We start from the raw sequence: 12,875 nt of genomic DNA on the forward strand, positions 1-12,875 counted from the left end.
AGACGGGACCCCGGATGCCATGGCATCCGGGGTCCCGTCTTTTCAGGACACGCGCGGGGGAGCGGTGGAGGCGCGGACGACGAGCCGGGTCTCGGCTTCGGTCCGCCATGCCGGTTCGCCGGTCCCCTCGATCATCGACAGGAGCAGGCGGGTCGCCTCGACACCCTGCGCCTGCGGGAACTGCTCGATCGTGGTGAGGGAGAACATCTCGGCGTAGTCGTGTCCGTCGATTCCGACGACGCTGAGCTCGGTGGGGACCGAGATGCCCATCCGCCGCGCGGCGATAATCACGCCGATCGCGACCTCGTCGCACGCGGCGACCACGCCGGTGGGACGCGAGGCCGCGTCGGCCAGGAACGAGGCGGCGGCCGCGTACGCGTCGGTGATCGTCAGGGTGGAGGGCACGCTGCGGATGCGCACGGCCAGATCGTGATCGTTCATCGCGTTCCGATACCCGATCGAGCGCTCGTCCACGTCTTTCGCGGGGGCGTCACTGCGGGGGGTGCTGCCGACGAAGGCGATGTCGGTGTGTCCGAGTGCGATGAGGTGCTGCGTGATGATGCGCGTGATCGCGATGTTGTCGAGACCGAGGGTGGGCACACCGCTGAGGGCGTTGCCGATGCTCACCACCGGCTTGCCGATGTTCGCGAGGCGTTCGAGGTCGGCGTCGTCCGGCTCGAGGGCGACGGCGATGATGCCGTCGAACCGTTTGCGGGCCAGGTACGTGGAGTACAGGCTCTCGCGGTCGTTGGACCCCGGCTCGGCCACGTAGAGCGTGACGTCGTAGCCGAGGGGGATGAGGGTGCGTTCGACCCCTTCGACGATGGAGCCGAAGTACCAGCGGTTCACCTTCGGCACGATCAGGGCGATCGTGCGGGTGCGCCCCGTCGCGAGGCTCACCGCGCTCGTCGATGGCACATAGCCGAGGGATGCCGCGGCGTCGGTGACGCGTTGGCGAGTGAGGTCGGAGACGTAGCCGCCGCCCGTGAGAGCGCGGCTTGCCGTCGACTTGGACACGCCGGCCAGGCGTGCCACATCGGCGATTCCGCTCATGCCGTGATCTTCCTCGTGATGCGTCGACGTCCGTGTCGACGTCGAAAAGAGTATCCGAGAATCACCCAAAGTGGAACCGGTCCCGGTCCGATATACCGGTCGCTTTCCGCGTCTTTCCGCTAGTTATCGGTTCGTGACCTGCGGCCGGTTGCAACTCTTGTGGATTGGCTCTACGGTTGCCTGGAATCGGTTCCCGACGGGATCCGGTGCACCAAGACACTCAAAGAGGAGAGACCACATGGGTATGTCACAGCGGTATCGCCTGCTGGCGCCCGTCGGGCTGTTGGCGGTCGGTGCGATCGCTCTCGCGGGTTGCGCCGAAGGCGACAGCGGCGGCACGAGCGGTTCCGGAGGCGAGACGACCGTCCGCATCTCCGGCGGCATCACCGGTAGCGAGGCCGACCTGCTGAACCAGTCGTTCGACCAGTTCACCAAGGACACCGGCATCAAGGTCGTCTACACCGGCGACAAGAGCTTCGAGGGCAACATCGTCACCAAGGTGACCGGTGGCGACGCCCCCGACATCGCGATCGTCCCCCAGCCGGGTCTGCTCAAGACCCTCATCGGCACGGGCGACGTGAAGAAGGCGTCCGACACCGTGTCGTCGAACGTCGACCAGTACTGGGGCGAGGACTGGAAGTCCTACGGCAGCGAAGACGGAACGTTCTACGCCGCACCCATGCTCGCCAACCTCAAGGGCTACGTCTGGTACTCGCCGGCGAAGTTCAAGGAGTGGGGCGTCGAGGTTCCCAAGACGCTCGACCAGCTGATGACCCTCACGGCGACCATCCAGCAGAAGACCGGCGCCGCTCCGTGGTGCGCGGGCTTCGCCTCGGGGGACGCCTCGGGCTGGCCCGGCACCGACTGGATCGAGGACATGGTCCTGCGTCAGTCCGGCCCCGACGTCTACGACCAGTGGGTCGCCAACGAGGTCAAGTTCACCGACGCGCCGATCAAGGAGGCCTTCGAGGCCACCGGCAAGATCCTCCTGAACCCGTCGTACGTCAACGCCGGCTTCGGTGACGTCAAGAGCATCAACTCGGTCGCCTTCGCCGACGTGGCCGCCAAGGTCGCCGACGGCAGCTGCCCGATGACCCACCAGGCGTCGTTCCTGTCGTCCAACTTCCTCACGGTCAAGAACGCCTCGGGCGGCGACGTCAAGGTCGCACCCGATGGTGACGTCTACGCCTTCCTGCTCCCCGGCGTGACCGAGGGCAAGCTGGCGGTCGAGGGTGGCGGCGAGTTCGTCACCACGTTCTCGGACGACGCGAACGTCCAGAAGGTCGCCGAATTCATGTCGACCCCCGACTTCGCCAACGCCCGCGTCAAGCTCGGCGGCGTGATCTCGGCCAACAAGGGCGCCGACCCCTCGCTCGCCTCGAGCGAGTTCCTGCAGGAGGCCATGAAGGTCGTCCAGGACCCGAACACCACGCTGCGTTTCGACGCCTCGGACCTCATGCCGGCGACCGTCGGCTCGGGCTCGTTCTGGAAGGGCATGGTCAGCTGGATCGACGGTACGCCGACCGACCAGGTGCTGAGCGACATTCAGGCCGGTTATAACAACTAACCGCCCGCTGCACCACCGATGGGCCGCCCGCCACGCGGGCGGCCCATCCGGGTCCATACTTCTAATCCGCCCGCACGCACCACACGGGCACTCAACGATGAGCACGAAGGCGTGTTCGGGAGGGACGTCATGACCGATATCAAGAACGCGGAGAAGGCGCCGACGGCGTCACCTCCGCCGGGCGGACGAGCCGAGCGGCAGACGCGCGGCTCCGGCGCACGCAATCGGACCACCATGCTCGTGGTCCTCGTAGGGCTCATCCTCGCGGTGGCGCTCTTCCTCTTCATGGTGACGCGGGCCCCCGCCGACACCAAGCCGACCACCATCGGCTTCAGCCTCAACAGCTTCTTCATCTGGCTCGGTGGCCTCAGCCCCCTCGTTCAGATCCCGCTCGTCGTCGTCGCGTTCGGCGCGGTCGTCGGGCTCCTGCTGCTGCTCATCGAGTACGCGCCCCGCTCCGGCAAGGGCTACTTCTGGCTGCGGCTCATCGCCTGCTTCGGCATCCCGGTGCTCGCTTTCATGCTGCTGCGCCCGTACCAGAACGCCGTCATCTACGTCCTCGGCATCGCGATCCTCCTCGGCGCGATCCTCTTCTACGCCGACTACCGCTCGCGCCAGGGTGCGGGCTACCTGTTCCAGCTGATCCTGTTCGCGGCCCCCGCCTCGATCCTGCTGCTGCTCGGCCTGGTCTACCCGGCGATCACCACCTTCTTCCAGTCGTTCTTCGACAAGACCGGTGACAACTTCGTCGGTCTCGAGAACTACATCTGGACCTTCACGAACCCCGAGGGCTTCTGGTCTGTCATCAACACCCTCATCTGGGTGCTGCTGGCTCCCACCATCGCCACCGCGATCGGACTGGCATACGCGGTCTTCATCGACCGCGCGGCGGGCGAGAAGTACTTGAAGGTGCTCATCTTCATGCCCTTCGCGATCTCGTTCGTCGGGGCCGGCATCATCTGGAAGTTCGTCTACGACTTCCGCCAGGGCGACCAGATCGGTGTCTTGAACGCGATCGTCACGGCCTTCGGCGGTCAGCCGGTCTCGTGGCTGGCAGCGTCGCCCCTGATCAACACCCTCCTGCTCGTCGTCGTCTTCATCTGGAGCCAGACGGGCCTGGCGATGGTCATCCTCTCGGCCGCCATCAAGGCGGTTCCGCCGGAGCAGAACGAAGCCGCCGAGCTCGACGGGGCGAGCGCCTGGGAGCGTTTCATCAACGTCACCGTCCCCGGCATCCGCTCCTCGCTGATCGTCGTGCTGACCACCATCGCCATCGGCGCCCTGAAGATCTACGACATCGTCGCCGTCATGACCGGTGGGCGTAACGACTCGACCGTCCTCGCCTTCGAGATGGTCAATCAGCAGCAGCGTTTCCAGAGCTACGGGCACTCCGCAGCGCTGGCCGTGGTGCTGTTCATCTTCGTGCTGCCGCTGATCATCTTCAACGTGCGCCAGATCCGGAAGCAGAGGGAAGTGCGATGACCACCTCGACCGTGGTGATCGAACCCACCACCGACACCCGCTCCGCCCGCCAGGTGGCACGCGACACGCGCAAGCACGAGGCGATGGCGCGCAAGCGCCTCACCTCGAAGGGCGCGACGATCGCGGCCGTCGTGATCGCCTTCTTCTGGACGATCCCGACCTTCGGCCTCTTCGTCACCTCGTTCCGTCCGGGTTCCGACACCCAGTCGTCGGGGTGGTGGACGGTGTTCACCGACCCGTCGTTCACCCTGGAGAACTACCGGCTCGCGCTGACCTCGGGAGGGACGGCGCTCACGCTCGCGCAGTCGTTCCTGAACTCGTTGGCGATCACGATCCCGGTGGTGTTGTTCGCCCTCGCGGTCGCGTCGCTCATCGCGTACGCGTTCGCGTGGATCGATTTCAAGGGCCGCAACTTCTTCTTCATCTTCATCTTCGCGCTGCAGATCGTGCCGCTGCAGATGGCCCTCGTGCCCCTGCTGAGCCTGTTCTCGCGTGGACTGACGATCAACGAGGTCACGATCTTCCCGGGCTTCGACCTGCGCGGCGTGGAGCACAGCTTCGCGACCGTGTGGATCGCGCACGTGATCTTCGCGATGCCGCTGGCCATCTTCCTGCTGCACAACTTCATCGCGGAGATCCCGGCCGAGGTCATCGAGGCCGCTCGTGTCGACGGGGCCGGTCACGGACAGATCTTCTTCCGCCTGATCCTGCCGCTCGCGGCCCCCGCGCTCGCCTCGTTCGCGGTGCTCGAGTTCATCTGGGTGTGGAACGACCTGCTGGTGGCGACGATCTTCGCGCCATCGTCATCGTTGCCGTTGACCCAATCGCTCAACTCGCTGTCGGGCACCTGGGGCGACCAGTGGTTCCTCCAGTCGGCGGGAACGTTCATCTCGATCCTGGTTCCGCTGATCGTGTTCTTCCTCCTGCAGCGCTTCTTCGTGCGCGGCCTGCTGGCGGGTGCCACGAAGGGCTGAGCCCGTCACGACCCGAGGGGCGCGGCATCCGGAAGGGTGCCGCGCCCCTTCAGCGTGCGCAGACGGGCGGATGCCGAGGGCACGCGGTGACGGCGATGCCGGGCCGCGAGAAACGGCATCCGTGACGAGACACGGCGCGGCGCCGCGTGTCTCGCAAGATGTGGCGTTTATCGCCTGGGGCTGGGGCTGGGGCTGGGGCCGGGACCCGGTCGGGGCGGGGGTGGGTGACCTGGTGGGAGACGACATTCGTGACGAGACACGCGGTGAGAGCGCGTGTCTCGCGCGTAAGGGCGTTTCTTGCGTCGAGGGGCTCGCGAGCGGGGGGAGCAGCGTCGCCCGCGTCAGGCGCTGCAGGACAGGCGCGACTGGATGTCGCGCATGGCGTCGAGCTCGGCCGACTGGCCGGTCACGATCGCGCCGGCGACCTCTCTCACACGCGCGTCGGAGCCGAGCTCGATGACGGCCTGAGCCATGGGGATGGCGCCCTGGTGGTGGCGGATCATCAGCTCGAGGAACAGGCAGTCCGCGGGGCGCCCCTGATCGCTGCGCAACTCGTCGAGCTGGGCGTCGGTGGCCATGCCCATCTCGGAGAGCAGCTGCTCCTGCGTGAGCGCCGCGGTGTCTCCGTGGCTGTGCTCGCCGGACTTCTCCATCCACGTCATGAGCGGCTGGCTCGAGGACTGGGGGAGGCCCCACTGCACGAGCCATCCGTACATCTCGCCGCGCTGGCCCGATTGGGCGGTGGCGATGTCGTACGAGAGCGTGCGGAGCTCGTCGTCGTCGGTCTTGCGGTAGATCTCCATCGCCATGAGCACGGCCTGCGTGTGGTGCACCTGCATGTCGCGGGCGAAGCCGGCTTCGGCCGAGTTCTCGCCCGGGTGCGCGGGCGCCGCCGTCGCGCCGAACGCCGTGAAGCGTCCGATCGCGAAGGCGACGGCGATCACGGCGACCGCGACGAGGGCGACGACGACCCAGCGGACCGCGGGACGCGCGACTGGGGCGTCGTCGCTCATCAGGCCTTGCCCGGACCGTCGATGGCGCCCGAGCACGCGGCGTTCGGCTCGGGGGCGTTCTGGCTGCGCCAGTACTCCGTGAAGAACTCCGCGATGCGCGGGTCGTTCGGGTCGTCGAGTGTGAGCTGGTGGTTCCACGCGCTCACCGCGATGGGGGTGTCCATGTCGGGGTAGGGCGAGAGCAGGGCGTAGCTCGAGGGCATGACCGCCTTGAGGGCGTCGATGCCGGCCTGGTCGACCCGCGCGGGGTCGTAGGTGATCCACACGGCGCCGTGCTCCATCGAGTGCACCGCGTTCTCGTTCTGCTGGGGCTGCGTGTAGACGCCGCAGTTGAGCCAGATCGGGTTGTGCGGTCCGCCGGCGGGCGGGTTCTGCTCGTACGTCACCGCGCCCTGCACGTGGTCGGAGCGGTTCTGGAACGTCTCGACGCCGCTGATCTCGCGGCCGGTGCTGTTGCCGGCCTGGTAGCTCGTGGGGGGAGCGGGGGCGAAGGCGAACGAGGCGATGACGAGGCCGATCACCGCGACGGCGGCCGTGGAACCCACGACCCACCACACAAGCTTGCCGCGCTTACGCTTCGCGACCTGCTTCTGGTACTCGGCCAGCTTCTCCTGGCGCTTCTGCTCACGCTGCTGCTTGACCGTGAGGTCGATCTGGGCCTGCTTGGCCGGGTTGCCACTGGCTCGTTTGTCGGAGGGGGAGGTCATGCGCTGTGTTCTGTCTCTCTTCGGGGCGGGACACATCGGCATCCGCCGACGCCCCCAGCCTATGCGGGTGAATGGGCCGATGGCCTGGGAGGAACCCGCGAGCCCGGGATGGTGGGGTGCGGGTGGTCACGGTAGTATGACGATGTCGAATCGATTCGAAGTTCGACGATCCCCCTCTTTTCTCAGCCCGATTCCGTCGGGCTGTCCGTGTTGCGAAACGAAACCAGACGCGTGCTCGATACTGCCTCCCACCCCGTCATCCCCTCGTCGTCCCGCCCCCCGCAGACGAACACCGGCGCGATCCGCGCGATCGGCAAGAACCCCGCCACGGCGCCGATCGTGCTGCACCCGGGCGACGCCATCCCGGCATCGCGGCGCTTCCTGTACATCCTGGTGCTCGGCGCGCTCACCGCTCTGGGCCCGTTCACGATCGACCTGTACCTGCCCGCGTTCCCCGTGCTCGAGGCCGACTTCCAGACGACGGCGGCCGCGATCCAGCTCACGCTGACCGGCACGATGATCGGCTTCGCGCTGGGGCAGCTCATCGTGGGACCGCTCAGCGACAAGGTCGGCCGCCGCCTGCCGTTGCTCTCGGTCACGGCGCTGCACGTGGCCGCGAGCATCTTCGCGGCCTCGGCGCCCACTCTCGAGACCCTCTCGATCGCCCGCGTGCTGATGGGCGCGGGCGCGGCCGCCGGTGGAGTCGTTGCCGCCGCGATCATCCGCGACCTGTTCGGTGGCCGCCGCCTCGTGGTCATGCTGTCGCGCATGGCGATGGTGTCGGGGGTGGCGCCCGTGCTCGCACCGCTCGCCGGCTCGGCCCTTCTGCTCGTCATGAACTGGCGCGGCATCTTCGTGGTGCTGGCCGTGTACGGCGCCGTCATGCTCGTCTCGGCGATCCTGTTCGTGCCCGAGACGCTCCCTCCCGCCCGCCGCGGGGGTCCCGGCGCCACCACCGTTTGGCAGCGCTACGCGAGCGTCTTCCGCGACCGCGTCTTCATCGGCGTGCTCATCATCGGTGCGATGACCTTCAGCGGGCTGTTCTCGTACCTGTCGGCATCCTCGTTCCTCTTCCAGGTGACCTATCAGTTCAGCGCGCAGGGATACGGCGTACTGTTCGCGGCCAACTCGATCGGCGTCGTCGTGGGTGTGCAGGTGGCGTCGCGCCTCGCCGCCCGCTTCGGGCCGCAGTGGGTGCTCGCCGTGTCGACGGCGGTCCTCGTGCTCGCCGGCGGCGCGATCGTGCTGACCGACCAGCTCGGCCTCGGGCTGTGGGGAACCATCGTGCCCCTGTTCTTCTTCATGACCGCGTGCGGTTTCACCTTCCCGTGCGCTCAGGTGCTCGCGCTCGATCGCCACGGCAAGGCCGCGGGGACCGCGCAGTCGATCATCGGCGCGGCGAACTTCGGTGTGGCCGGCATCATCTCTCCGCTGGTGGGTCTGCTCGCCACCGGTTCGGGCATCACGGCCACGACCATGGCCTCGGTGATGCTGGGATGCGCCCTCATCGGCGTGCTGTCGCTGTGGATCCTGGTGCGTCCGCGCACGGTCGAGCGTCTCGCGCCCTGATCGCCGCCGCGGCCCGGCCGGGTCCGCGGACCGGCCGGGGCGGCATCAGCAGCCGGGAGGGATCGCGATCGCCGCAGAGCGGAATGGCGCCGACGCGGTGGCCGTTGCCGGGCTCGCGAGGCGCACACAGTAGCAGAGCCATCCCCGGGGGACGCGCGCGGCGTCCACCCATTCCGTCGTCGTCGCGGAGACGGCATCATGAGGCGATGGACGCCTCCGCGATCGACGACGTGCTCGACACGCGCCCGCAGCGCTTCCGCGCGACGGTGGGCGTGGTGCTCATCGCCCTCGCGTGCGCGCTGGGCGCGTGGGTGTTCTTCCGCGGGCCCAGTCCCTTCGCGATCGACGTGTGGTGGAACCAGCTCTTCGCGTCCACGCCGTCTCAGCCCCTGCTGGTCTTCGCGATCGCGATGGACGCCGTCGGAGGCCACCTCACCGCGGTGCTGATCGTGCCCGTCCTCGGTGCGCTGGCGCTGTACCTGTCGCGCCGACGCTGGTCGGCGCTGTACTTCCTGACCGCTTCGGTGGGAAGCGCCCTGCTCGTGCAGGTGGTCAAGCACACCTTCGGCCGCGCGCGGCCGGAGGACATCCTCATCGTCAGCGATTACGGATCATTCCCCTCGGGGCATACGGCGAACGCGGCGACGATCGCGGTCGTCGCGGTCGTGCTCTTCCCGCACCTCTGGGTGCGGATCGTCGGTGTCGCCTGGGTCGTGCTCATGGCCTTCAGCCGCACCTACCTGCACGCGCACTGGCTCTCGGACACCGCGGGCGGCGCGCTGATCGGCGCGGGTGCGGCGCTGATCCTGGCGGCGGCGTTCTCGCGACTTCGAGCGCGGGATGAAGACCGGCTCGCGATGCGGCGGGCGCGCAAGGCGGATGCCGGGGCGGCGGCCGCGTCGTAGGCTGTCGCGCATGAGCGAGCCCGGCGACGTGCCCTCCGTATCCTCCGACGAGTCCACGACGGCCGATGCCGAGGTCGCGCGGCTACGCGCCGAGGCGGAGGCGGCCGAGGCCGAACTGCGACTCGCGCGGGCGCGAGCCGACCTCGCGGCGGCGGAGGCCACCGCGGCGGCGGCGCGGGCTCGAGCGGCCGGGGGTCCGGCGCCGGTGGTGCCGCCGGAGGAGCGCGATGCCCCGGCCCCGGCTCCGCCGCGCGAAGCGCAGGCGGCGGCTCCTGCCGCGCCCGTTGCCTCGCCCGCTGCGGCACCCGTGAGCGCCGCCGAGCCCCCCGCCCCGGCCCCGCCCGAAGCCCCGGCGTCCACCGAAGCCTCGACCTCCGCAGACCCTGCCGAGGGCCCGCTCTCCGCCGCCCAGGTCGACAAGATCGCCGCGGGGTACGCCGCCACCGGAGCCGCCCTCGACTTAGGCGTGCTCGTAAACGGCGGGCCGGTGGCATCCGTCCCCGTCCGCATCCCCCTCGCGATGACCAATCGGCACGGGCTCGTCGCCGGGGCGACGGGCACCGGAAAGACGCGCACGCTGCAACTGCTCGCCGAGCAGCTGTCGGAGAACGGGGTCCCGGTGTTCGCCGCCGACATCAAGGGCGACCTGTCGGGTCTCGCGGCCGAGGGCACCCCGAGCGAGAAGCTCCTCGCGCGTACCTCCGCGCTCGGTCAGGACTGGTCGGCGCGGTCGTTCCCGACCGAGTTCTTCGCCCTCGGCGACGACGTCGGTTCGGGGATTCCGGTGCGGGCGACCGTGTCGGGGTTCGGTCCGCTGCTGCTCAGCCGCGTGCTCGGGCTGAACGCGACGCAGGAGTCCAGCCTGGGTCTCGTCTTCCATTACGCCGACGAGAAGGGGCTGGCGCTCGTCGACCTCTCGGACCTGCGCGCGGTGCTCACCTACCTCACGAGCGACGAGGGCAAGGCCGAGCTCAAGGGGATCGGCGGGCTGTCGGCGGCGACCGCGGGTGTGATCCTGCGCGAGCTTGTCGCCTTCGCGGCCGTGGGCGCCGACAGCTTCTTCGGCGAGCCCGAGCTCGACGTCTCGGTGTTCCTGCGGACGGATGCCGCGGGGGCGGGCATCGTGAGCCTGCTCGAGGTGCCGAACGTGGCGGCGCGGCCCGAGCTGTATTCCACCTTCCTCATGTATCTGCTCGCGGAGCTCTACGAGGCGCTGCCGGAGGTCGGCGACGTCGACAAGCCCAAGCTCGTGTTCTTCTTCGACGAGGCGCACCTGCTGTTCCGCGACGCGTCGAAGGCGTTCCTCGAGGCGATCACGCAGACCGTGCGGTTGATCCGGTCGAAGGGCGTGGGCGTGTTCTTCGTCACGCAGACGCCCAAGGACGTGCCCGGAGACGTCCTCGCCCAGCTCGGCTCGCGCGTGCAGCACGCCCTGCGCGCGTTCACCCCCGACGACGCCACGGCGCTGCGCGCGTCCGTCCGCACGTACCCGGACTCGGGATACGACCTCGAGCGCGTGCTGCAGGAACTCGGGACCGGCGAGGCGATCATCACGGTCATGAGCGAACGGGGAGCCCCCACGCCCGTGGCGTGGACGCGCATCTTCGCCCCGCGCGCCTCGATGTCGCCCATCCCCGCCGCGGCCATGGCGGCGGCGGTGTCGGCATCCCCCCTCTTCTCCACCTACGGCACCCCGATCGACCGTGAGTCGGCGCGCGAGATCCTCGGCGCCCGCATGCAGGCGGCGGCCGAAGCCGAGGCTGCCGCTGAACGCGCGAAGAAGGAGGCCGCCGACGCCGCAGAGTACGCGAAGCAGAAGGCCGCGATCGATAAGGCGAACGCCGAGGCGCAGAAGAAGGCGCAACGCGAGTACGACCGCATCCTGAGGTCGACCGCCGCCCCGCGCAGCCGGACGAGCGCCCCCACCGTGGGCCTCGACGGTCTGCTCGGACGCGGGGCGACCAAGAGCATCGTGAACGGCGTCATCCGCGGACTGTTCGGCAACGGCCGACGCCGCTGAATTCCGGAGGACCGGAACGGGACGGGATGCCGATCACCCGGCATCCCGTCCCGTTCCCGTCGTCGGCGGTTACGGCCGGTTCAGCTCGAGGGGCATGGTGGACGTGTCGATCAGCGGATCGTCGTCCTGACGGGCGACGAGCGCCTTCGCCTCGGCCGGGGTCTCGACCGTGGGCACGGAACCGAGCAGGGGGCGCTTGGCCGTCTCGGGCATGGCCAGGAGCGCGACCAGCCCCATCGCGGCGAAGAACATGATGTAGAACGCCGGCATGAGCGTGTTGCCCGTCCAATCGATCAGCGCCTGGCTGAACAACGGGGTCGTGCCGCCGAACAACGACACCGACACGTTGTACGCGATCGCCATCGCCCCGAAGCGCGAGGCGGTGGGGAAGAGCGCGGGCAGAGTGGATGCCGCGATGCTCGCGTAGAAGGCCACCGGCACCGCCGCGAGCACCAGGGCGATCATGACGGCCCACAGCTCGCCGATCTGCATGATCAGGAAGGCCGGAACCAGCAGGACCAGAGCGGACCCGGCGGCCGCGACGTAGATGGGTTTGCGGCCCACCCGGTCGCTGAGTCGGCCGAAGATGGGCAGCATGGCCGACATCAGCAGAAGAACGGGGATGGTCGCGACGGCCGAGCCCACGTTCGAGATGCCGACTTCTTTCTCGAGGTAGACCGGCATGTAGCTGGTGAGGGCGTATCCCGCGGTGTTGGTCGCCGCGACGAGGGCGATCGCAATCAGCAGGGGCTTCCAGTGGTGGCGCACGATCCCGACGAGGCCCTGGCGGGACATCGGGTCGTCCGTGTCGATCTCGTTCTCGGCCGCGTGCGTCTGCTCGAAGGAGGGGGTCTCGGGGATCTTCAGGCGGAACCAGATCGCGACGATGCCGAGGGGGATGGCGAGCAGGAACGGGATGCGCCATCCGTACTCGGTCATCGCGTCGGGGCCCGAGACGTTCGTGACGATGGCCGTGGTGATGGCCACCGCTCCGGCACCGGCGGCGAACCCGACGTAGGAGCCCACGTCGAGCCACGACGACCAGAAGCCGCGCCGCTTGTCGGGGGAGAACTCCGACACGTAGGTGGTCGCTCCGGCGTACTCCCCACCGGTGGAGAAGCCCTGGATCATCTTCAGCAGGTAAAGGGGGACGATCGCCCAGAGCCCGATCTGCGCCGAGGTGGGCAGGATGCCGATGAGCGCGGTGGCCGAGGCCATCATCGCCATCGTGAGGAAGAGCACCTTCTGCCGACCGATCCGGTCGCCGAGGGGGCCGAGGACGAAACCGCCGAAGGGGCGGACGAGGAAGGAGATCGCGAAGCCGAGCAGCGTGACGAGCAGACCCCACGGGTCGGGCAGGTCGGAGGCGAAGACGGCGGTGAGCGTGACGGCGAGGTAGCCGTAGATGCCGAAGTCGAACCACTCCATGAAGTTGCCGACGACGGTGCCGCCGATGGCGGTGCGCACGCGCTTCTTGTCGACGACGATGACGTCGTCGACTTCGAGCCGGGGGGCTTCGGATGCCGAGGGGGATTTCTCGTTCATCCTTCTAGCGTCACCCGATCCGCGTTTCGTTTCCAGTCCG

10 protein-coding genes are annotated in these 12,875 nt (G+C 68.7%); 6 read left to right on the forward strand and 4 right to left on the reverse strand.

The features are described 5' to 3' along the window. Positions 1-42: 42 nt before the first annotated feature. Entirely contained in the window at positions 43-1,053 is a 1,011-nt protein-coding gene (locus tag QBE02_RS14245; protein WP_056230310.1) for a LacI family DNA-binding transcriptional regulator, read from the reverse strand. 238 nt (positions 1,054-1,291) lie between these two features. Here QBE02_RS14245 and QBE02_RS14250 point away from each other — a divergent pair, with 238 nt between their 5' ends. The 3 genes from QBE02_RS14250 (at position 1,292) to QBE02_RS14260 (ending at position 5,076) form a co-directional block, all read left to right on the forward strand. Further along, the gene (locus tag QBE02_RS14250) at positions 1,292-2,620 is read left to right on the forward strand and encodes an ABC transporter substrate-binding protein (protein ID WP_144785841.1); all 1,329 of its coding nucleotides are present in this window, start codon (positions 1,292-1,294) and stop codon (positions 2,618-2,620) included. A gap of 129 nt (positions 2,621-2,749) precedes the next feature. Beyond that, positions 2,750-4,102: a carbohydrate ABC transporter permease gene (locus tag QBE02_RS14255; protein WP_371129334.1), complete on the forward strand. Its 1,353-nt coding sequence runs from the start codon at positions 2,750-2,752 to the stop codon at positions 4,100-4,102. Next, complete coding sequence (locus QBE02_RS14260; RefSeq protein WP_056230304.1) at positions 4,099-5,076, forward strand: carbohydrate ABC transporter permease; 978 nt, start codon at positions 4,099-4,101, stop codon at positions 5,074-5,076. The genes QBE02_RS14255 and QBE02_RS14260 overlap by 4 nt, the downstream gene beginning before the upstream one ends. A gap of 341 nt (positions 5,077-5,417) precedes the next feature. Here the strand turns inward: QBE02_RS14260 and QBE02_RS14265 are convergent, their stop codons facing one another. Both QBE02_RS14265 and QBE02_RS14270 read right to left on the reverse strand, forming a co-directional pair. Continuing rightward, positions 5,418-6,089 (reverse strand): DUF305 domain-containing protein, encoded by a 672-nt coding sequence (locus QBE02_RS14265; protein ID WP_279366304.1) that lies wholly within the window; start codon positions 6,087-6,089, stop codon positions 5,418-5,420. Then, positions 6,089-6,796 carry a DUF3105 domain-containing protein gene (locus tag QBE02_RS14270; RefSeq protein ID WP_279366305.1) on the reverse strand — a complete coding sequence of 236 codons (708 nt, stop codon included), beginning with the start codon at positions 6,794-6,796 and terminating at the stop codon, positions 6,089-6,091. Before QBE02_RS14270 ends, QBE02_RS14265 begins: the two co-directional genes overlap by 1 nt. A gap of 231 nt (positions 6,797-7,027) precedes the next feature. On the opposite strand from QBE02_RS14270, the gene QBE02_RS14275 reads away from it, so the two are divergent. The 3 genes from QBE02_RS14275 (at position 7,028) to QBE02_RS14285 (ending at position 11,290) form a co-directional block, all read left to right on the forward strand. After that, positions 7,028-8,365 (forward strand): multidrug effflux MFS transporter, encoded by a 1,338-nt coding sequence (locus QBE02_RS14275; protein ID WP_176786351.1) that lies wholly within the window; start codon positions 7,028-7,030, stop codon positions 8,363-8,365. Positions 8,366-8,571: 206 nt separating this feature from the next. Beyond that, positions 8,572-9,270, forward strand: coding sequence for a phosphatase PAP2 family protein (locus tag QBE02_RS14280; protein WP_279366306.1), 699 nt, complete (start codon positions 8,572-8,574; stop codon positions 9,268-9,270). Positions 9,271-9,280: 10 nt separating this feature from the next. Then, a complete protein-coding gene (locus tag QBE02_RS14285; RefSeq protein WP_279366307.1) occupies positions 9,281-11,290 on the forward strand; it encodes a helicase HerA-like domain-containing protein in 2,010 nt (669 codons plus the stop codon). 69 nt (positions 11,291-11,359) lie between these two features. On the opposite strand, the gene QBE02_RS14290 is transcribed toward QBE02_RS14285, so the two are convergent. Then, entirely contained in the window at positions 11,360-12,835 is a 1,476-nt protein-coding gene (locus QBE02_RS14290) for an MFS transporter (protein WP_279366308.1), read from the reverse strand. Positions 12,836-12,875 lie beyond the last annotated feature (40 nt).

Origin of the sequence: Microbacterium testaceum, assembly GCF_029761935.1 — a bacterium.
GTDB classification, from domain to species: domain Bacteria; phylum Actinomycetota; class Actinomycetes; order Actinomycetales; family Microbacteriaceae; genus Microbacterium; species Microbacterium testaceum_A.